The organism is Bremerella sp. TYQ1 (assembly GCF_020150455.1).
Lineage (GTDB): Bacteria > Planctomycetota > Planctomycetia > Pirellulales > Pirellulaceae > Bremerella > Bremerella volcania_A.
In genome coordinates, this window is sequence record NZ_CP083740.1 from 1,778,001 (window position 1) to 1,798,940 (window position 20,940).

Consider the following 20,940-nt stretch of genomic DNA (forward strand, 5'->3'; position numbering starts at 1 on the left):
CGCGACCGATTTTCTCAAAATCGCGCAGCGTTTAGGATAACGACATTCGGCCTGCCGCAAAAGGCGACCCAATTGGCACGGATTGCCTGCCAAAGTCGGTATCGGGTCGAATTCCCCAAGAATGCAAACTCAACATATTGATAAGGAAGGCGGTTGCTCATGTCGCTCGAAGGTAAAGTTGCCCTGGTCGTTGGTGGTGGTTCCGGAATCGGCAAAGCCATTGCATTGGCTCTTGCTGCTGACGGGGCCAAAGTTGCCATCGCCGGCCGCCGTTTTGAAGTCCTCGAGCAAGTCGCCGCGGAAAGCGACGCGGAAATCCATTGCCACAGTGTCGACGTATCCGATCGAACCAGCGTGAAGGGCTTGTTCGAGTTCGTAGGCAAAACGCTCGGCGAACTCGATATCCTGGTCAACGCGGCCGGGATTAATATCAAGACGCGAAGCATGGCCGAAATGACGCCTGAGCAGTGGGATCAAGTCATGCAAATCAATGCCACAGGGGGCTATAACCTTCTGTACGAAGCACTTCCTCCCATGCGAAAACGCCAGGACGGATTGATCATCAATATCTCGTCGATCTCAGGCAAACGGGCCTACGCCCTCGGTGGCATTGCTTACTGTGCGTCGAAGTTCGCGATGACTGCCCTGGGAACAGCTGCAGGCAACGAAGTCGCCGCCGATGGAGTTCGCATCACCAACATTTACCCCGGCGAAGTCGAAACGCCGATCCTCGAGCAACGCCCCAGCGCTCCGACCGACGAGCATCGAGCTCGGATGCTTCAGCCGGAAGACTTCAGCGAAGTGGTCCTTTCGATCTGCCATCTTCCGCCGCGAGCACATGTCGCGGAACTGATCATTAAGCCGACGAAGCAGGAATATACCTAAATCGCGGCATCCTAATTGCGGGCAGTGATTTCCCAATTGAGTATCTCACTGTTTGATTGGAACCTGCCCGCTTGGAACGGAGTATCTTGATGCCATTCGATCCGGAATATCACGAAGAGTCCCCCTCTCGCGAAGACGTCGACCAGATGTCAGGCAAACTGGTGTTGGAATTCGGTGCCAACTGGTGTGGGCACTGCCAAGGATTATCGCCGACGGTCGAGTCCTTGCTGACCGATGTCGACGACATCCAACATGTCCGCGTCGCGGATGGGAAAGGAAAACGGCTAGGCCGATCGTTTCAGGTCAAACTGTGGCCGACACTCGTTTTTCTAAACGATGGCGAGATCGTCGGTCAATTGGTTCGTCCCACTCCGGAAGAAGCCCAAGACGCATTCGACGACTTCCGCAATTCTTGATTGGCTCGCCTGCAGTCACCCAAGCGAACCTGAAAAACAAGTGACCTGTAGCGATTCCGCCGCTACACTGCGATCAGCGAAAAGCTGGTTTGCTGCCCACCTCACTTAATCACTGCCGTGACCGCCGATTCTCCCGAGCCAAAATCTGACGCGAAACCACCGCGACGCCGCTGGTATGCAGGCGCGTATGTATTGATGGGGCTTGTCGCGGTGATTGGGATCTATTTGAACCTACCCGGGCAGCCACACATGGCACCAGACATTTTAGGAAATGGAAAGTACGGTCCCCACTTTGAAGCCTATTGGCATGAAGTGCGTCATGGCTGGCCGTTAGTTTTCCTGACTCACGAGGGCATGTTTGCAAAAGGTACTGTCAATATTTCCGCTTGGAAGATTGGCGAAGTCCTCCATTTCCGGCCGGGCTTTCTCGCTCTGAACGTTCTGTTTCTACTCCTCATCACGGGTACATCTGGTTGGTTGGCCCACCGTCATATTCAAAAATATGGCTGGGGCTTTGGACTTCACCAGATGATCCTCGCCATGGTAATCCTGTGCTGCATAGCCGCTTTCGCAACGCACCGTTATCGAACCAATCAGCAGCAGCACCGATTCCTCGCTTCCGCAGGCGATTATCCGCTCTTCGGGGATTGGCGTCCGTTCGATCCACTCCGTCTGCGATGGCTAACCGGCCCCCGTCCATGGGATTGGGCCGATGAATTGATTTACGTGATCGTCAACCATTCCAATCAATTGAGAAACCTGCCAGGGAAATCGTCGATCGAAGCCATTTGGTTGGATCACACCCACTACGACGACATGGACATTCTCCATGAATTCGAGAACTTGAAAGCCATCGACATTTGCTTGGGAGCCCACAGCGGTACACAGCATCTCAACGAGGATGGCGAACCGGCAATTTGGCCGCTGCTACGAATGTTCTCCCAACTCCCCGACTTACAGGGAATAAATCTTTACGATTGCGACATCAACGATCGAGATCTCCAAGAGCTCGCCACGGCGCCGAATCTCTTGAATTTAGAACTTTCCTCGAATCTGGACGTCACCGACGAGGGAATACAACACCTGGCGTCGGTCAAATCGCTTCGCATCCTGGGACTATGGGGTACTCAGGTCACCGCCGAGGGTGTCGAAAAACTTCAAGCCGAACTGCCTGACTGTGAAATCTACTGGGACGGCATGCCACGGCAGCAATGGTAACTAGCGTGCGGCCTCGCTCATGATGCCGAACACCATTAAGCCGATGCACGACAAATTCATCAGCGTGGCCAGACCGCCCAGGATGATCCCGATCCATGCATGAACGGAGCCTTTAATCGCGGGATTTTTCGCGCGATTTCGCAGCCCTAAAATTCCCAGCACGAATGCCGGTATCGAGGCAAAAATACCGATCACAGGGAACAGCCCGATGATCCCAAGATAGTATGCCGCCAACGCGTACGGGTTTTTGTAAGGAATCAGTCCGCCAGTCGCATCGCCGGAGGTGTCGAGCGGTTTGACTCCGGTCGAAGCTTCGAGCCCTGAATGCGGGGAATTGAAGGGATTGGATTCGTTCATGCGTGGCCCTTTTCTTTTGCCAGTGGGTCGTTCGGCCGCTCAAGGGGCCGTGGCGGACTTATTTTGATCCATACGTGTGACGAAAGCGAGATCTGTATCGGTTCTCATTGGGGGCATCTGTGCCCGTTGACGAATGCTAGCCGCTTTCGGACAATTCAATATTCTTTCCGGGGCTTTGGAATGCTCTGGGGGTTTCACCAGGTCTCAACCACGACGTTGGCATGAACTTAATCAAGCAAAACGATCCCGCAGTTTGGGCAGCTATCCAGGCCGAACAAGTCCGCCAGGCCGATGGCCTCGAAATGATTGCCTCGGAAAACTACACCAGTGCCGCCATCCAACAGGCCGTCGGCAGCGTGTTGACCAACAAATATGCCGAAGGCTACCCAGGGCGTCGTTACTACGGTGGTTGCGAACATGTCGACGTGATCGAACAGTTGGCCATCGACCGAGCCAAGCAGCTTTTCGGTGCCGAGCATGCCAACGTTCAGCCGCACGCCGGCAGCCAGGCCAACTTTGCCGTCTACCTGACAGCCATTCAGCCAGGCGACACCGTCCTTGGTTTGGATCTGGCCCATGGTGGCCACTTGACACACGGCATGAAGCTGAACGTCAGCGGCATTCTGTACAACTTCATCAGCTACGGTGTCGACCGCGAAACGCATCGATTGGACTTCGACGCCATTGCCAAGCTGGCGAAGGAACACAAACCGAAGCTGATCGTGGCTGGGGCTTCCGCTTACCCGCGTGAGATCCCGCACGAAAAGTTCGCCGAGATCGCCAACGACGTCGGTGCGAAGCTGTTTGTCGACATGGCTCACTATGCCGGTCTCGTTGCTGGCGGCGTTCACAACAGCCCGGTTCCTTACGCCGACTTCGTGACGACCACTTGCCACAAAACGCTGCGTGGTCCACGCTCCGGGCTCATCCTGTGCAAGGAAGAGCACCAGAAAATGATCAACCGCAATGTCTTCCCCGGCACGCAAGGTGGCCCGTTGATGCACGTCATCGCCGGTAAAGCTTTGTGCTTCCAGGAAGCGCTGCAGCCAGAATTCAAACAGTACGCTCAGCAAGTGGTCGACAACGCTAAAACGCTGGCCGACACGCTCATGGCTGGTGGTCTCAAACTCGTTTCCGGCGGCACCGAAAACCACTTGATGTTGGTCGACGTCACCGCCGTTGGCACCACGGGCACCGCGGCCGAAAACGCTTTGGATGCCAGCGGAATCACCGTCAACAAAAACATGATTCCGTTCGACCAACGCAAGCCAATGGACCCCAGTGGCGTCCGAATCGGCACCCCGGCGCTCACCACGCGCGGCATGAAGACCGACGAAATGAAGTCGGTTGGCGGCTGGATCCTCGAAGCCCTTAAAGCTCCGGAAGATGCCGCCGTTCATGCTCGCATCCGCGGCGAAGTTGCTTCGCTGTGCGAGCAGTTCCCCGTGCCAGGCCAAGCGGTCGAGCTCGACTAAGTACGAACACGTACCGATAAAACCATCGAGAAGGCTTCGGCGAGATCGTATCGTCGAAGCCTTTTTTCGTACTAGCAAAGCCGTCGAACACCAATGCCCCCGCCCCCCAGGTGGCTCGCGGTTATCTGCCGGGAATGAGGCGATTCTCGCTTGTCATTTCGTCTCTCACAGCGTTACACTGAATCGTAGTCAGGCAACGGAGTGACTCTTCTCGATACTTTGCTCTAAACCGCCGCAATTTCCCGGCCGTCGCAAACCGCTCTACTCATCAGGGCGATCCTTGCGGGGGAGGATCCCCTTTTTCGGAGGCATAGGAAATGCCCGTCGCCACTGCATCGCGTCGAAAACCCCGCCAGGAAAAACCGCCCGGTGCACTTCCTTTGCGAATTTGGTGGCCCTATGTCGTTGGCATCGGCGGCATGCACCTGATCGCGCTGCTGGCGTTTTGGCCTTGGCTGTTCAGTTGGACGGGGGTCGCTTCGGTACTAATTGGGCACCACCTGTTCGGCATGCTCGGCATGACTGTCGGGTACCATCGCCTGCTCACACATCGCAGCTTTCAATGTCCTCGCTGGCTTGAATACACACTCGCCATCCTAGGCGTCTGCTGTTTGCAAGACACGCCGGCTCGCTGGGTGGCAACGCATCGGCTGCATCATCAGCATTCCGATCAAGAGCACGACCCGCACAGTCCGTTAGTCAACTTCATGTGGGGACAGTTCGGCTGGTTGATGGTCACCAACCGCGACGTGATGCGTCTTTCTCATTTGGAACGTTATGCCAAAGACCTGATGCGTGATCGGTTCTACATGTGGCTCGAACGGAGCCATCACGGCCTGCTCGTATTCGCGATCCATGCGGTGTTGATCTTCGGCATCGGAGCAGCCATCGGTGGGCTGACCGGAGGCTGGAATGAAGCGGTCCGCATGGGGTTCAGTCTTCTGGTCTGGGGCGTCGCCGTGCGAACTGTATTTGTTTGGCACGTGACATGGGCCGTCAATTCGCTGACGCACTTGTGGGGCTATCAAAGTTACAGCACCAGCGACAACAGCCGTAACAACTGGCTCGTCGGTCTTTTGGCCCACGGCGAAGGCTGGCACAACAACCATCACGCGCTCCCGACCGCCGCCGCTCATGGACGGAAATGGTGGGAAGTCGATCTTTCCTACCGCGTCATCTGCTTGCTTGAAATGGTCGGCTTGGCCTGGAACGTTTCCCGTCCCGAGCCCCGCCGCGAGCAACGCCTCGCAGCTGAATCCGCTGGCTAATCGTCACGGAAAACAGACTCAACACCTAGTATAACGGGGTGTACAGCCAAACCGCCGTTACCCTTATTTTTGCTCCAGCCACGGCCGGAACAATGCCCAATTCGGTGTATGGCCGGCGCACTCACCACGCACAATTGACGAAGTTTTGTTGTACAGTTGTACAATACTTACGTACAATTTATGCCAGAGCCCAGCAAAAGTCTCAGCCAAAAAAATAACGGCGTTCCAACTTCCGTTACTTTCAACCAGGGGCGACCGAGTATGCGACGATTTGGTCGCTACCGGTTTGGCATCGTTCCGCCGTCGCGAAACAAGCGAGTAGCGTATGGCCCGCGAACTGAAATTTTCTCTTCTCACGCTGACCCTGGGGATCGCTCTCGTTGCCGTTTTAGCTGCCGCTGTGGTCTATCTTCAACCTCGCGAGTACAGTCGCCACTCAGCGCCAGACTACGCAATCGACATGATGGAAGCGACCGAGGTCACTTGGGATTTCAGCGCCGCCGGCCCTCCCGATTTGGGAGCACGCTGCGAAATCAATTATCCGCCCGACCCAAAGCATCGTTACATCCTGATCATGTCGATTCATTCCCAGCAGGGCAAAGTGATCGGCATGGCAGGGGCACCTGGCAGCGACGGTTTGACAGCGACGCCACGGCCAACGATCGGCTCTAACGGATTCTTTCTCGAGCGAAGCTACATCCCTGAAGCGGAACTAACGGAGGCAACCATCTGGGCCGAAATCCGGATCGAAGACGAATTCGGCAACGTCCTCTTCCATGGCGTGAAAGAATCAGAAACCTACCAACAGGCTCTCGTGAAATCGAAGCAAGCTTCTAGCCCGAAAACCGTTGGCCTGAAAGTAGTCCCCGACGCAACATCGGCACCTCGCCCTTAGTCACTATTGGCCAGGGATCGTTAAGCGTCCCTCTTTTTGAAACTGGGGGAGGCGAAGCCGAGTGGAGGTCTTTGCGAACGGTTGAATCGCCGTGGAACCTCGGTTCGCTCCGCTTTTGGTTAACAATATCTAACACCAAACGCCCCAGCAAAAGTCAGTCGTGCTCGTCATGATTAAAAATAAACATTATCAAATGCCTCGTTCAGAATTGTTTCGGTTTCTTCGTCGCAATTGCTGACACTGAGCCGCTGAAGTCCGTGCAAGTGGCCCGCGTTCGCTAACTTTCGGGCCTCTCGAGCGGTGAGCGGAATCTCGCCTAGATCTAATTTCTCTAGCTCGGCGAGATCTTGATTTTGAACAATCGCGTCTATTGTTGCGGCGGTACACTGGGTGTATCCGATGTCGAGTTCCTTTAGCCGCGAAAGGCGCGATGAAGAGACGATAGGGATTACTCCTTCATCTCCTAGATCATTTCCGCCGACATCGAGACGCTCCAATTGTTGTAATCCAGACCACTTTGCTAGTTGCCGACCGGAATCGGCATCTAGCCGCGTGTGCCCAAGATCTAGTTGCCGAAGTTTTGGCATATCGGTCTGCAATAAGATTGCCAGACCGGTTCCGTCGACATCGCTACTAGCGTAGAAGAAGCTTTGCAACTGCGACCAATCTCCTTTGGCAAAAACATGCAGTACGTCTGCGGACAAGGAATTGGCACTCATCTGCAGTTCCTGCAAGTTGCCCGTTCGGCGAGACGCAAGTAACGCTTTAACCGATTCCTCCTCTAATTCACTACCCAGGACATTCAAACTTTCAAGCCGCGGCAGTATCGGTGAAGTCACCAATGATTCTAGCGATGCCCCGAGATGTCCTGAACTGAGGTCGAGTCGTGACAATCGAGGAAGCATCTTCGATCTGGCAATCGCTTCGACATCGTCTGGTTCGACAAACGTATCCAAGCCAGAGCGAAATGCCAATTCCATAATCTGACACATCTGTGGCAATGAAACGATCGTCGGAATATCCCAGAACTCAAATTGCAGGTGGAGCTTGGTCAACGCTGGCGCTGCCTGAAATAACCAATCAACTTTTTCGGGGAGGATTTCGCGACGTTTGACTTCGACTTTGTCAATCACTCCCCATTTCATCCAGAGTTGCGGGTACCAATCTGTTCCGATCATCGACCAAAGCCCGAGCGTCGATAACGGCTCTGATATTTCCTCAATCGAACCTTCGACATGTTTGTCGTAGATGGCTTCCATCCGATCAAAGTCGGGATGATCAGACGAATTCAAATCAGTGAAAATATCGGCTTCGATGTAGTCCCCTACGCGTTTTCCTTGCGACTTGAGCAACCGGGCATATTTCAGGTATGGATCGGTGTCTTCTGGTCGACTGACGATAGCCCGAAACAAAGCAAGTTCTTCTGGCGTGCGATGAATGGGAAAAACGTCCTCCGACTTCTTTTCGATTGAGAACGGAGCCAAGCATGATTCATAGAGACGCAACATCTCTTGAAAAGTCTGGCAAGATCGATCTGTGCTTTCAGCGGACATCACATAGATGCCATGCTCAACTAAATGCAGCATCATCGCCGGTGGTTTCCCTAGTTCTCGATCAAGCCACACCGGTTGCACGAGCAAGACGAAACGTGCCGGCAACCCACTTGGCCCAACTTCGTCAGGCGTATCTTCGGCTGCCTGGGGAGTAATCGTTGAGAAACCAGGCAGGAAAAATTGCCCAAGGAACGTGCCTGCAAACTTGACTAAAAATCCACGACGATTGTCGGACAAGTTGGGAGAATTCATCGGACTGCTCCGTTTTGATTGAGCTCTCGCAATAAGAAAAAAAGGGTAGCCCGGTTTGCAAGCAACCGAGGGCTACCCTTGGATCGAAACCACGGATGAGATTATCCGTGGTTTATTGACGTTGCGATGATCCTACTTGCCCATCAGCTGTTGCTTCAGGAACTCGTAGGTCAATGCGGTCATGAAGGCGCGTTGTTTGTTGTCGGCGGCGCCGGCGTGGCCTCCTTCGATGTTTTCGTAGTACAACACCGGGTGACCCATCTTCTTCATCCGCGCGACCATCTTCCGGGCGTGACCGGGGTGGACGCGGTCGTCTCGGGTGCTGGTGGTGAAGAGAGTCTTCGGATAGTCGACATCCTCTTTCACCAAGTGATACGGCGAAAACGTCTGGATGAATTCCCATTGCTCGGGATCTTCCGGATCGCCATATTCGCCCATCCAACTGGCCCCGGCAAGAAGCAAGTGGAACCGCTTCATGTCCAGCAGCGGCACCTGGCTGACGACAGCACCCCACAAGTCAGGACGCAGCACCAGCATGTTGCCGGTTAGAAGACCGCCGTTGCTGCCTCCCATGACGCCGAGATGTTCCGGCGTGGTCACCTTCCGAGCAATCAAATCTTCGGCCACCGCGATAAAGTCTTCGTACGCTTTGTGGCGGTTTTCTTTGAGGGCTGCTTGGTGCCACTTCGGCCCGAACTCACCGCCGCCGCGAATGTTGGCGACAACAAAGACGCCTCCTTCAGTCAACCAGGCGGTTCCAGTCGTGGCGGAATAGTTCGGCGTGAGGGGCACTTCGAATCCGCCGTAGCCGTAGAGCAGCGTCGCATTCGAGCCGTCCAGCTTCAAGTCTTTGTGCGAGACTTGGAAGTAAGGAATCTTGGTCCCATCCTTCGAGGTGGCTTCGTACTGCTGCACGACAATTCCGGTCGCATCGTAGAACGCCGGGAGCGACTTCAGCTTTTCCAGCTTCGGATCGCCGGCTGTGCCGAGGTAGAGCGTTGTGGGAAGCGTATAGTCGGTGACCGTCAGGAAGAACTCGTCCGACTCTTCTTCGTCGACCGCACCTACCGAGATGGAACCGAACTCTGGCACGCCAGGGAGCGACTCGCTCTTCCACTTGCCATCTTCGCCGGGGGTCCAAAGGTAGATTTTATTGCGAACGTTATCGAGTTCGTTCAGCAAGATGTGGTTCTTCGTTGGGCTGTAGCCAGCGAGCGACTTCCGATCGGTTGGCTCGAACAGCAGCGTAAACTCCCGCTTGCCGGCCATGTAGTCGTCGTAGTTGCCGACCAACAACGCCCCAGGCTCATAAGTCTTGCCGCCCACTTCCCAAGTGCTGCGAGGCTGCACGAAGATCCAGTCGCGGTGGACGTTGACTTCAGCGTCGTCTGGCTTTTCGATCTCGACTAAGTCGCCATCGATCACTTCCCACAGCTTGCTCGTCCAGAAGGTCATCGCACGGCTGACGAACTCGCGTTCAAAGCCAGGCGTTTGGTCGTAAATACCAGTGACGCTAACGTCGGTCTTTTCCCCTTCGAAGATAGTCGTGGCTTCGGAAAGCTCGGTTCCGCGTTTCCACTGCTTGACAATCCGCGGATAGCCAGAGTCGGTGAGCGAACCTTCACCGAAGTTGGTACCGACGATCAGGGTGTCTTTGTCTTTCCACGAAACGCGGCTCTTCGCTTCCGGCAGATAGAAACCACCTTCAACGAACTCACGGGTCTCCATGTCGAATTCACGCTTGATGTCGGCATCGGCACCGCCGCGCGAGAGCTTGACCATGGCATGTTTGTATTCTGGTCGCAGCATCGAAACGCCATGCCAGACCCAGTTCTCGCCTTCTTCTTTGGCCAGCGCATCGACGTCGATAATGACGTCCCACTTCGGATTATCCTTTTTGTATTCGTCGGGAGTCGTTCGACGCCACAAGCCGCGAGGGTGCTCGCCATCTTGCCAGAAGTTGTAGTAGTAAGGCCCTCGCTTCACGACGAACGGGATGCGTTCGTTCGAGTTGAGGATCTTCAGAATTTTGTCTTCCAACTGCTGAAAGCCTTCCGACTCGGTCAGTTCGGCGACACTTTCTTTGTTTTGGGCTTTGACCCAATCGAGGGCTTTTTCGCCGGTGACATCTTCCAGCCAAAGGTTCGGGTCATCCGACGAGGTGTCCGCGGCATCTTGAGCCATGGCGAAGTTTCCTCCGTGAGGTACGAGAAACGAGATCAATCCAACGAGAAGCAGGGGGACCGTACGCATCAATTTGCTCCATGTTCCGTGGGGCATCCTAGTTGCAGAGTATTGCGTTCTATCGTACGCGTGCGGACACCCCTGTGACAACCTGGGAGAATTGGCCGAATTTTACCCATTTCGCGGATCCCCGTCGCCGCTGGGGGTGTCTCGAAGAAGGGGAGGCTTTTTAGAATGGGGGGAGGAAGAGGGATTAGCCACAGAGGGCACAGAGATCACCGAGAGGAAGAAAAAGTAGGGTATCCATTGACGAAACAGACAAGCACGGATCGTTTCCAAGTCGACAATGTCGACGACCTGTTTATGCGTGTCTGTCTATTGCGTCCATGGTCCCATAATTCTTACCTCGGTGTTCTCTGTGCCCTCTGTGGCTAAAAGTGTCTTTCTCCATATCAACTGAAACCAATTAACAATCGCCCCTTTAGGGCTGACAGGAAGAACGGCGGACTTTTGGCGAGAGTTGTGTTAGCGATGTCTGGGGGTGTCGACAGTAGTGTCGCTGCCCAGTTGTTGAAGCGTGACGGTCACGACGTCATTGCGGTGTTCATGCGCCATGGCGAAGAGTCGCCGGTGGCCGAGTGCCGCTTGGATGCCCCTGGCGGAGGAACGGCTCTGCAAGTGCTCAACGAGCGAGCCGATCATAAGCAGGGGTGCTGCAGTGCTTCCGATGCGGCCGACGCGCGCCGCGTGGCGGATCGGATGGATATTCCGTTCTACGCACTGAATCTGCAGCAAGAGTTTGGGCAGATCATGGAGTACTTCGCCGACGAATATGTCCGCGGCCGTACCCCGAACCCTTGCGTGATGTGCAACAACTGGATCAAGTTCGGCAAGCTGTTCGAGTATGCCGACAGTGTCGGTGCCGAATACGTCGCGACAGGGCATTATGCGAAGCTGGTTCCCTCGGACGATCCGGATGGCGTGCCGCGCATGGTACGCGGCGTCGATCCTGGGAAGGACCAGACGTACGTTCTGTTTGGCATTCAACGCGACTACCTCAAGCGTATGATCTTGCCGGTGGGCGACTTCCACAAGGACGAGATCCGCTCGATGGCTGGCGAAACGGGACTACGCGTTGCCGATAAGAAGGACAGCCAGGAAATCTGTTTTGTGACCAGCGGCAAGCATGACCAGTTCGTCAAGCAGCGCCGCCCCGATGCCCAAACGGCCGGCGACTTCGTGCTGACCGACGGTAGCGTGGTCGGCCAGCACAACGGGATCGAGCGATTTACGATCGGTCAGCGGAAGGGGCTCGGCATCGCGCTGGGTGAACCACATTACGTGGTGAAGATCGACCCAATCGCAAACCGCGTCGTACTGGGCAAGATCGAAGAACTGGGCCGCAGCGAACTGACCGCCGATCGATGCAATTGGCTGGTTGAACCAACCACGGCTGAATTTCGCTGCGAAGCGATGATTCGCTATAACAGCCCTGCGCTGCCGGCGACGGTGAAGCTGCTCGACGAAGGACGAATTCAGGTAACCTTCGACGATCCCCGAAACGGCATCGCGCCGGGCCAGGCCGTCGTCTGCTATGACGGCGACATGGTGCTCGGCGGCGGTTGGATTGAATAGGCTAGGGTGTCGGCCATTTTCTCATTAGTGCTACCCGAGTCTTTCTGTTCGCACCAAACACCCATATCCGCCGTGCCGCGTGACATTGCCCATTAAGCGAAAGCACTGCCAGCACGCACGTGTCAAAGCGGGCAAGTTAGCCAACGCTTGACGGCGACCATCCGGAAGAGGTGTGGGAAATCTCGATTTTGCCGATGATTCCAGGCAAAGCGTGCCGACTCTTAGAGACGTACGTGTGTTCGGTTGCCGACCCCGCGTGGCCCAGCCATGGCGAGACCTAGCGACGACAACCATATCCTGGAGTAGATACAGAATGACCAAGCTGATCCCTTTCACGTTTGTATTGGCCATCGTCGCCCTGACCTCGCAAGTTCACGCTCAAGAGATGAAGGTCGTCAACGGCGAAACGAGCAACCCTGCGACAACGCAAACTCAAAAGCCGCTCGCGGTCGAAGATGTCCCTTCGCTGGGCAACGCGACCCCAGAGATGTGGTTCTACCTGCAAGAGCTGCGTCGTTATGAAGACCCTGCCGCTGCTCGCCGTCGTCGTGCGGAACTGACCGCTTCGGCTCGCCGCGCTCGCTTGTTCTCGCAGCAGTGGTACGGTATCAGCAACTCGCGACCGACCGCCAACGCCGTTCCAATGATGTACCGCTACTCGGCTCACGAATCGAACGTCTCGTGGGACGTCAAGCAGCACACCTATTACCGCACGTCCGCCACGCCAACCTCAGGCGGTCCTCGCCAGTTCTAAGCGAGACAAGCTTTACCAGACAAACGAAAACGGGATCGGCATGCATGCTGGTCCCGTTTTTTGTTTCGAACGTTTCTGGGCTTAGAAGCCGAGGCCTGGCCCGGTAAGCACTCCGGTGCCGACGGTTCCATCGGTGATGTTGAACATCGAGGGGAATCGATCGCGCCAGCCGTCGTTTCCTGCAGGGCAGTATTGCCGGCCGTTCCCTTCGATGGCGGCAATCGTCGGCAAGCGAGCCGCGATGCTGGCCGAATGCAGGAACGATGCCCCAGGGCACGTCAGGTCTTGGACACACAGGAACAGCTTATACTTCTGGGCCGCAGCTCCCATCAGCAGCGCTTCGGAGTGCCCTTTGCATGCCTTCAAAGCGACGCCGCTGTAGCCTTGTTCTCGCGAGAGAAACAGCGTTTCCAAGTCGATCAGCGATTCGTCGATCACCACCGGTTTGATCTTCGCGGCCGCATGCATCTTGTTTTCGGGATGCTTGCGAAGGTCGCGATGAGTTGGCTGTTCGATGTACTGCACGCGCTGCATGGCCGAAGGGCTAACCTCTTGCAGCTTGGCCAGGAAATCAAGCACGTACTGAACGCTGGCGCACTTCTCGTTGAAGTCGAGCGAATAGAACCAAGACTCGACGCCACGCTTCTCTTGCACGGCGGAAGAAACCGCGTCGATCTTCGCGACACGAGCCACGTCCCAGTCGATGTCGTCGCCGTTCAGCTTGATCTTCAAATGGGTCAGGCCGTCTTCCACAATCCACTGAGCCAACGTCTCTGGCAGGCCGTCCCCGACCGGTTGCTCCAGTTCGTCATGATCCAACGGATCGAGGGCCCCGACGAGGTGATAAAGGGGCATCGTCGGCTGCGGCTCGCGTGAGGTGTATTGATCGAGGAATTCCCCGGCGAAGTCTTCGTTCAAAAAGCCGGAGAGATCTTCTTCGATAAACTCTTTGCCGAGCGTGTTGTAGCTGTTCAATCCCAGGGCTTTGCCATAAGCATCGTGCAGTGCCGCATCGATTGGACTTCCAGCGACAAGCAGCGCAAGAGGCGGAATGGCTTCTGGCAGGGACAGCTCTGACTCCAACTGCTTGCCGATACTCATCAGCGGCTGATGGAGTGTTCGCGAATGCTGGAGCGGATGGGCCGCTTCATTCAGCTTTGCAGCTTCCGCTGAGAATCGATTGGCAACTTCCACCATGGCAGCAAGCGTCTGCGTTCCGTCGACCTGGCTGGACGGCCAACCCCAGACGTTGCCCATCGGCATCGATCCGAAACCTTTGCCAACTTTCCCGTCACGCGTTTCCACGGTGACTTCGACGTTAAACAAGGTGACATCGGTAACCACGCGGCCGCCAAACTTCATGGCGCTGCGGTACTGCTGGGTTTCAGTCGAAGGAGAAACGTCGCGAACGACGATATCGGTAGGCTTGCTCATGGTGGCTCGGTCCTGGCAGAAGGAAGGAGGAGCCACCCATGGTACGCACTAGAAAGCGGCGTGCAACTAGACACGCCGCGATTACCGCTTAGCAGTTGATGTTTCGAGATATTTCCCGATGAAAAGTCTTGTCCGTGTTAGACAAGACCTTTGCGGACGGCCCACACTGCGGCTTGGGTACGGTCCGAAACGCCCACTTTTCGCAAGATATGCTGGACGTGTTCTTTCACCGTTTCGTAGCTGATGTGCAGGGCCTGAGCGATTTCCTTGTTGGTCAGCCCCAAAGCGAGCTGTCGCAGCACTTCGCTTTCGCGCTGAGTCAGCGGCACTTCCACGTCTGCGTTCAGACGTGGCGTCGCCAAAGCGCCCGTCACGCGGCGAAGTTCGTCACGCGTCCAAGCGTTTTCACCACGGCTGGCGGTGCGAATGGAATCTAGCAGGCGGTCTTTCGTATCCCCCTTAAGAACGTACCCACTAGCCCCCAATGCGACAGCACGTGCGACGTATGTCGGGTTGTCGTAGGTCGAGAGAATCAGGATTGCGAGGTTCGGATGATCGAGCTTAAGACGCCCCAGCGTCGTCAGACCGTCTCCTTCTGGCATACGAATATCCAGGAGGACGACGTCAGGTTTGACCTGATCGACCAATGCGATCGCCGCATCTCCTGTGGCAGCTTCGCCAACAATTTCAATTTCAGTGTCAGCCACCAGCGTTTTCAGTCCGAAACGTACCACTTCGTGGTCGTCCGCGACTAAGAGTCGAATTGCCATCGATTACTCCACATCTAACTCTTGGTAAGCCGCATCATAAGATTCTGCCGAAGAATCGATTCGCAGCACTCGCCTCGAAAACCCTGCCCAATGGTTCTCTTTGTGCCTTGGGTACCCGTCTGGCCGAGGTACCATGCGATACGGTGTTTCTCGTTTTGCCCTAAATTGGGTGGTATGTCGAGGAGGGTTTGCCGAAAAATTTCTTGCAGGTCTCCCTAACACCCCACTGGTGCCGTGCTTAAAGCACCACACCACCCACTAGAGATTAAGTTAACCTAACCCGTGAAAATTGCTAGGGCGGCCTACCGCAACCTGTGTAGCTTTCCCGCAGCTAAAGTTAAAAAACCGGGAAGATTAAACCACTTACGGCAACCCGCTTGCGTATCGACCGCAGTAATTCTCTCGGCAAATAGCGAGCCAAGCAAATTGAATTCTTGAGAATGTTATCGGCGTCTGCGTAAATGCCGCAAACACGCGCAAAGAAAAAAACTCAGAAATAAATATCCACAATCGTCGATTTGAAAATCAGAACTGAAAGGTGGGCAATTTAAGAATTACCGGTAAACCCATAGCAGGCACGAGCGGGCTTACCGAAAGCAGAAAACGTTCGTGGCCGAGAGCGACATGAACGTCGAAGAGAAAAAGAAGAGGCGCCGGCCGGATTCGAACCGGCGATGGCGGATTTGCAATCCGCTGCCTTAGCCACTTGGCCACGGCGCCTTTCTAAGTGCATCTGAAAGATGCTCAGCGAAGAAGTTGATTATTCCAAATTCGCTGACTTTGACAATGGTATCGGTTAGTGTGAGGGCGTTACTTAACCGATTTTCTTAATATCTGGCAAGCTTTCGCCAGCTGGCAGGAACCAATTCCTTGGCAAGGGGCTGTGGAGCCGACCCCTTGGCGATCGATTCCTAATCTAATTGATAGAGAATCAACCATTCCCGGAAAGCATCTGAAGAAGGAGTCTTCCCGTGCAGCAGCTTTTAGCTTGGGTGACCAGTTTCACCAGGAGAGAGCAGATCGTCAACCAAGCGGTTCACCAGTTGGCCAAAATAGCCCAACAAAGAGCGAATTCGAATGCTTGCACGCTATCGCTTTCTCAGCGGGAAGGGTACCAACGTGCGCGACTGCGGCAAACGGTGCGAGAATACCTCGACACGCTTCAAACAGGGCCGCAAGCCGTTTCGGCCAGAGAACGCCAGCAGCTGCTCAACTCGATTCTTGATCGACTCGTTCAGCAGGACCTGATCGCTCCGACGACCCATTACGAGCGTGTCGAAACGCCCCGACAAGCCGCATAATCGACAGTGTCGACGCTGATCGGACGTTTTTTACCCAGCCGCTAGCATCGGAGCAATCTGGCGGGCCTTCCTCGTCCGATGTCGCTTCATGTCTTCCTGAGGGCATGTCCCTCGAAATCATGCGACTTTATGCGAACGAGGCACCCCATGAACTCCGCTCAAAATTCGTTGCCGGATCTGCGAAAGCTCAACCAACGCCTGGCCCTCAACAGCGTGCGTATCCAGGAGTTTCTGGATGGACTCACGCCGCGGCTGGATAGCCTGCTGCAAGCGGCACGCGATGGCAACATGGCGGAAGTGGGACGTACGAGCCATTTCATCTATCGCTGCTGCGACGTGTATGGCTACGAAGAACTTGCCCAGAAAGCTGGCGAAGTTTGCGAAGCGGCCGCTGCTTGTGAATCGACCGAAGAAGTTGGTCGCAAAGTGGTTCGCCTGATCGGTGCGTTCGGCCGCACCTCGGAAGATGCCGGCGTTACGATGGCCACGTAAACGCACGGCAGAAAAGAAAATGGCTTCGTTTCCAAGCAGGGGCGAAGCCTAGCTTTGTTCGAGCTTCTTGAGACGCTCTTCTTTTTCCTTCGCTTCCTGGCGTTCCTTCTTGCGTTCTTCTTCCGTTTCGCGATTGGTTGGATAACCGACCACGGTGATGCCAAGCGTGACGCTCAGCACGATGGTGATGTAGGCCAACACCCAGCTTTTGCCTTCTTCTTCCTCTTCATCCCCTTGCGCAAACGCAGGCGTTGCCACAACGATGGAAAACAACAGAGCAAGCAGCATCAAGAATTTGCGAAGCTTCGGCATGGAGAATTCCTGCAAGCAAGATCGACAAGTAACAAGTTCTCTAGTTTAACCTGAACTACCGTCGACGCAAAACCATGGCTCCACTTCTTTTGAGTAGCGAAGCCGAACTTTCCCAGGCCCTTAATGGTTGCTGGGGGCCGTCGCGTATTCGGGGCGCGGAAGGGGCTCGTCTTCCTCTTCTGGCACTTCCCCCAAGGGTGGGTCGTCATCTTCGTCGCGACGCCAAGGGGCAACCATGCCTTCGTACGTTTCGACAGTCAAGCTGAATAGGCTCGGCACAAGCACGAGCGTCAGGAACGTCGAAACGAGTAGGCCGCCCAGCACAACACTTCCCAGCCCGCGATAAAGTTCGCTACCGGAGCCTGGGAACAGAACCAACGGCAGCAGCCCCAAGACGGTCGTCATGGTAGTCATGAAGATCGGTCGAATACGCGAACGCACACTTTCCAAAACAGCCTCGCGCAGCCCCATGCCATCTTCTCGCATATGGTTGAGCGCCTGGTGCACAATCAGAATCGGGTTGTTCACCACCGTTCCAATCAAGATCACGAAACCAAGCATCGTCAGCACGTCGAGCGGTTGCAGATAGAAAACATTCAAAAGGGCCAACGCCATCACACCACCGACCGCCCCCAGAGGCACGCTCAGGATGATCACGAACGGATAGATCCACGACTCAAACAATGCCGCCATTAACAGATAGGTGATCAGCAAAGCCAAGATCACGTTAAAGCGAAGCGAAATCCATGTATCGGACAGCTTATCGGCGGTCCCGGAAAGCCCGACACGGTAGCCATCGGGAATCTTGCCATCGGCGATCATCGGATCGACCAGCTCGGTCGAGATCTTATGCATTGCGTCTTCCAACGGCATCGTTTCGGGTGGCGAAACTTCAATGGTGATCGAGCGAAGGCGTTCGCGATGATTGATCTGCTCGGGGCCGCTACTGATATTCACATCTGCAAGCGCGGCCAGCGGCACCAGTTCGCCCCCAGGCGTCGCAATCGGCAGTGCACCAATCTTTTGTGTCGTATCGGCGAAGTGTGTTTCGCCTACGATCGTGAGGTCAATCTTTTTCCCTTCAAGGAAATAGTCGCCAGCGTAAGCACCGTCGATCAACGCGTTGGCGGTGTAACCAAGATCGGCGCTGCTGACGCCCATTTCGGCGGCTTGCACTAACTTTGGTTCGATGTGCAATTCCGGGCTGGAAAGATCCAAGCTGGGAACCGGTCGGACTTGAGCTTCTGGAATAAGTCCTTTTCCCATGAATGGTCCGGCTCCTTTTACACGCATGAGCATCTCGGTGCCAAGCCCGACGAGCTTGTCGAGTTCTGGTCCTGTGATTTCAACTTCAATGGTACGCCCGGCCGTGAGCCCTCTCTCAAACAGACTCGACTGCTTGGCGACCGCAAACGTACCAGGCAATTTCGCTCCGACGCTGGAAACCAAGGGGACCAGTTCGCCGCAGCGTTGATCGTCGTAAGTTCGCAGTCCCATGAAGACCTGACGTCCCCGAGCGACGAAGAAGAAGTCGCTGATCGGCGGGTAGTCTTGTTCGTGGACGGCGGGATCGGTCGGATCAACATCCCAATAGGGACGCAGCTCTTCTTCGACCGTTTCGCCCAACGCCATCAGCTGATCAATGTTGTAGCCCGGCGGCGGCAGCAAGATACCAAACACCAAGTTGCGATTGCCGGTGGGCAGGTACTCGACCTTCGGCCATAACGCCCAGCTCAGTCCCACGGTGGCGACCAAAATCAATGCGATGATCGCGACACGACGCGTCACACTTCCCATAAGCCATCGATTGAGACTAACGACCCATTCGACTACCGCACCACCCAAGTTTCCGATGCCTGATTCGACGCGTGATGCCGCTTTGGCCGCGCCGTGGTTTGTTTTGCCGTTGCTATGGCCATTGGAACCATGCTTGGCATGCTTATGACCAGGCGAGCGATGGAAGAGACGCGAGGCAGCTGTCGGGATCACCGACATGGATACGACCAACGATAGCGCGACGGCCGCACTGATAGCCAAGGCAATGTCTCGGAACAACTGCCCCGCTTCTTCCTGTACGAAAACGATCGGGAGGAACACAGCCACAGTCGTTGCCGTCGAAGCGAAGACGGCCCCCCACACTTCCTGCGTTCCTTTCGAGGCGGCTTTCAGCGGCGGCTCGCCCATTTGGTAATGACGGTAAATGTTCTCCAGCACGACGACGGCGTTATCGACCAACATCCCGACCGCGAACGCGAGACCGGCAAGACTGATCACGTTGAGCGATCGCCCCAACGCTCCCAGAATCAAAAACGTTCCGATGATACTTGTCGGAATGGCCAGCGCAACGACCAATGCCCCACGGGCAAACCAAAAGCCTGCGGTGATTAGCAAGACCAGACATGGTACGAACAGCCACCCGCTGATCGTCGCTGAACCGACCGCCAATGCCATCGCCAGCGGAATGAGCATCAACGTGCGTGCGCCGAGATGTAAAAACAGCATCAACACACAAATCGTCAGTGCACCACCGATGAAGATATTTTGCTGTACAAGATCAACCGACGAATAGATGTAGTCGGTTTCGTCATAGACTTGCACCAACTGCAGACCGCGCGATTTCAGCAGCCCTTCGTCCAGTTCTTCGCGAACTTGTCGCAAGCCATCCATCACGTCCAACACGTTAGCGTTGGTTTCTCGCACGCAGTTGATACCGATGGCCGATTCCCCGAAACGCCGCATGATGCCGGTCGGCTTCTTGTACCCGTGACGCACTTCGCCGATGTCTCGCACATAAACGGGAACGCCATCGCGAACGGCCAGCAGCTGATTCTCAACTTGTTGCGGCGTGCGGAATTGCCCCAACGTACGCACGACCCAGCGGCGTTTACCTTCCCAGAAATCACCTGCCGAGGTGTCTTCATTCTGGCCTGATAACACGCGACGTACGTCCGAGATGGTCAGACTTCGCGCGGCGAGTCGCTCTGGATGGACGACCACTTGGATCTCGTCTTCCAAGCCGCCGATAACATTCGACTGCGAGACGCCTTTGACGCGTTCAAAACGGGCCTCGATTTCGTCCTCGGCGAAGCGTTTCAGGGTTTGAATATCGAGCGATTCCGGTGGCATCAACTCTTGGAACTCCGGATGCTTGGCTGCCGCACGACGCAACTTGAGCATCTGCACACCGATATTCGGTGCGAACTCGACTTCGTCGATTGCCTCTTTCAGTTCTGGATATTTCTGGCGAAAGTCGGCGTATTGTTGATCTTCCGGGCGACGAGCGCTGAGCACAAACCACGCGATCGGTCGATCGGAAGAATTGGCCGTACTGATCACCGGTTGATCGGCGTCTTCGGGATAGTCGGGCACTTGAGCGAGCCGGCTGTTAACTTTGAGCAGGGCTTCGTCCATGTTCGTGCCGACGAGGAACTCGAGGGTGATCTTGGCCTGCGAGTCGCTGCTTTCGGAGGTCATCTTGCTGATGCCTTCGACGCTTTTGAGCTGCTCCTCCTGCTCGATGACAATCTCTTGCTCGATTTCCTGCGGGCTCGCCCCGGGCCAATTCGTTTCAATCGAAATGGTGGGAGTCTCCACTTCCGGCGTCAACGCCATCGGCATGCGGAGTAAAGCAACCGTTCCGAAGAGGGCCACAAGGAGCACCCCCACGGAAACTTTCACAGGGTTGTTCAGGAAAAAATCGATCATGGGACTAGCTTGTGCGGCGGGAAGGGAGGGAAGG

The 20,940-nt window shown here is 55.4% G+C and carries 17 protein-coding genes and 1 tRNA gene; 10 read left to right on the forward strand and 8 right to left on the reverse strand.

The window, feature by feature from the left end:
- Positions 1-159 precede the first annotated feature (159 nt).
- The 3 genes from LA756_RS06620 to LA756_RS06630 all read left to right on the forward strand — a co-directional run bounded on the left by LA756_RS06620 (position 160) and on the right by LA756_RS06630 (position 2,519).
- Positions 160-885 carry an SDR family oxidoreductase gene (locus LA756_RS06620; protein WP_224439085.1) on the forward strand — a complete coding sequence of 242 codons (726 nt, stop codon included), beginning with the start codon at positions 160-162 and terminating at the stop codon, positions 883-885.
- An 89-nt stretch (positions 886-974) separates the two neighbouring features.
- Positions 975-1,301 (forward strand): thioredoxin family protein, encoded by a 327-nt coding sequence (locus LA756_RS06625; RefSeq protein WP_224439086.1) that lies wholly within the window; start codon positions 975-977, stop codon positions 1,299-1,301.
- 117 nt (positions 1,302-1,418) lie between these two features.
- Positions 1,419-2,519 (forward strand): hypothetical protein, encoded by a 1,101-nt coding sequence (locus LA756_RS06630; protein WP_224439087.1) that lies wholly within the window; start codon positions 1,419-1,421, stop codon positions 2,517-2,519.
- Here LA756_RS06630 and LA756_RS06635 read toward each other — a convergent pair whose 3' ends face one another.
- Complete coding sequence (locus LA756_RS06635) at positions 2,520-2,876, reverse strand: DUF4190 domain-containing protein (RefSeq protein ID WP_224439088.1); 357 nt, start codon at positions 2,874-2,876, stop codon at positions 2,520-2,522.
- Between the two features lie 221 nt (positions 2,877-3,097).
- Here LA756_RS06635 and glyA point away from each other — a divergent pair, with 221 nt between their 5' ends.
- From glyA to LA756_RS06650, 3 genes are all read left to right on the forward strand, one after another.
- Complete coding sequence (glyA, locus tag LA756_RS06640; RefSeq protein WP_224439089.1) at positions 3,098-4,351, forward strand: serine hydroxymethyltransferase; 1,254 nt, start codon at positions 3,098-3,100, stop codon at positions 4,349-4,351.
- 317 nt (positions 4,352-4,668) lie between these two features.
- Positions 4,669-5,619 (forward strand): fatty acid desaturase, encoded by a 951-nt coding sequence (locus LA756_RS06645; RefSeq protein WP_224439090.1) that lies wholly within the window; start codon positions 4,669-4,671, stop codon positions 5,617-5,619.
- A 325-nt stretch (positions 5,620-5,944) separates the two neighbouring features.
- On the forward strand, positions 5,945-6,514 hold the full coding sequence (locus tag LA756_RS06650) for a hypothetical protein (protein ID WP_224439091.1): 570 nt from the start codon (positions 5,945-5,947) through the stop codon (positions 6,512-6,514).
- Positions 6,515-6,687: 173 nt separating this feature from the next.
- On the opposite strand, the gene LA756_RS06655 is transcribed toward LA756_RS06650, so the two are convergent.
- Positions 6,688-8,319, reverse strand: a complete 1,632-nt coding sequence (locus LA756_RS06655; RefSeq protein WP_224439092.1) for a hypothetical protein — start codon at positions 8,317-8,319, stop codon at positions 6,688-6,690.
- 132 nt (positions 8,320-8,451) lie between these two features.
- Positions 8,452-10,572, reverse strand: coding sequence for a prolyl oligopeptidase family protein (locus LA756_RS06660; RefSeq protein ID WP_224439093.1), 2,121 nt, complete (start codon positions 10,570-10,572; stop codon positions 8,452-8,454).
- A 441-nt stretch (positions 10,573-11,013) separates the two neighbouring features.
- On the opposite strand from LA756_RS06660, the gene mnmA reads away from it, so the two are divergent.
- On the forward strand, positions 11,014-12,138 hold the full coding sequence (gene mnmA, locus LA756_RS06665; protein WP_224439094.1) for a tRNA 2-thiouridine(34) synthase MnmA: 1,125 nt from the start codon (positions 11,014-11,016) through the stop codon (positions 12,136-12,138).
- Positions 12,139-12,451: 313 nt separating this feature from the next.
- Positions 12,452-12,892 (forward strand): hypothetical protein, encoded by a 441-nt coding sequence (locus tag LA756_RS06670; RefSeq protein WP_224439095.1) that lies wholly within the window; start codon positions 12,452-12,454, stop codon positions 12,890-12,892.
- 81 nt (positions 12,893-12,973) lie between these two features.
- Here LA756_RS06670 and LA756_RS06675 read toward each other — a convergent pair whose 3' ends face one another.
- The 3 genes from LA756_RS06675 to LA756_RS06685 all read right to left on the reverse strand — a co-directional run bounded on the left by LA756_RS06675 (position 12,974) and on the right by LA756_RS06685 (position 15,816).
- On the reverse strand, positions 12,974-14,326 hold the full coding sequence (locus LA756_RS06675) for a mandelate racemase/muconate lactonizing enzyme family protein (protein WP_224439096.1): 1,353 nt from the start codon (positions 14,324-14,326) through the stop codon (positions 12,974-12,976).
- A gap of 137 nt (positions 14,327-14,463) precedes the next feature.
- Positions 14,464-15,096, reverse strand: coding sequence for a response regulator transcription factor (locus LA756_RS06680; RefSeq protein ID WP_224439097.1), 633 nt, complete (start codon positions 15,094-15,096; stop codon positions 14,464-14,466).
- Positions 15,097-15,744: 648 nt separating this feature from the next.
- Positions 15,745-15,816: transfer RNA gene (locus LA756_RS06685), tRNA-Cys, on the reverse strand.
- A gap of 251 nt (positions 15,817-16,067) precedes the next feature.
- Between LA756_RS06685 and LA756_RS06690 the strand changes: the two genes are divergently transcribed.
- Complete coding sequence (locus LA756_RS06690; protein WP_224439098.1) at positions 16,068-16,397, forward strand: hypothetical protein; 330 nt, start codon at positions 16,068-16,070, stop codon at positions 16,395-16,397.
- Positions 16,398-16,544: 147 nt separating this feature from the next.
- A complete protein-coding gene (locus LA756_RS06695) occupies positions 16,545-16,889 on the forward strand; it encodes a hypothetical protein (RefSeq protein ID WP_224439099.1) in 345 nt (114 codons plus the stop codon).
- 48 nt (positions 16,890-16,937) lie between these two features.
- Here LA756_RS06695 and LA756_RS06700 read toward each other — a convergent pair whose 3' ends face one another.
- Positions 16,938-17,201 carry a hypothetical protein gene (locus tag LA756_RS06700; protein WP_224439100.1) on the reverse strand — a complete coding sequence of 88 codons (264 nt, stop codon included), beginning with the start codon at positions 17,199-17,201 and terminating at the stop codon, positions 16,938-16,940.
- Positions 17,202-17,321: 120 nt separating this feature from the next.
- A complete protein-coding gene (locus LA756_RS06705; RefSeq protein WP_224439101.1) occupies positions 17,322-20,906 on the reverse strand; it encodes an efflux RND transporter permease subunit in 3,585 nt (1,194 codons plus the stop codon).
- Positions 20,907-20,940: the final 34 nt, after the last annotated feature.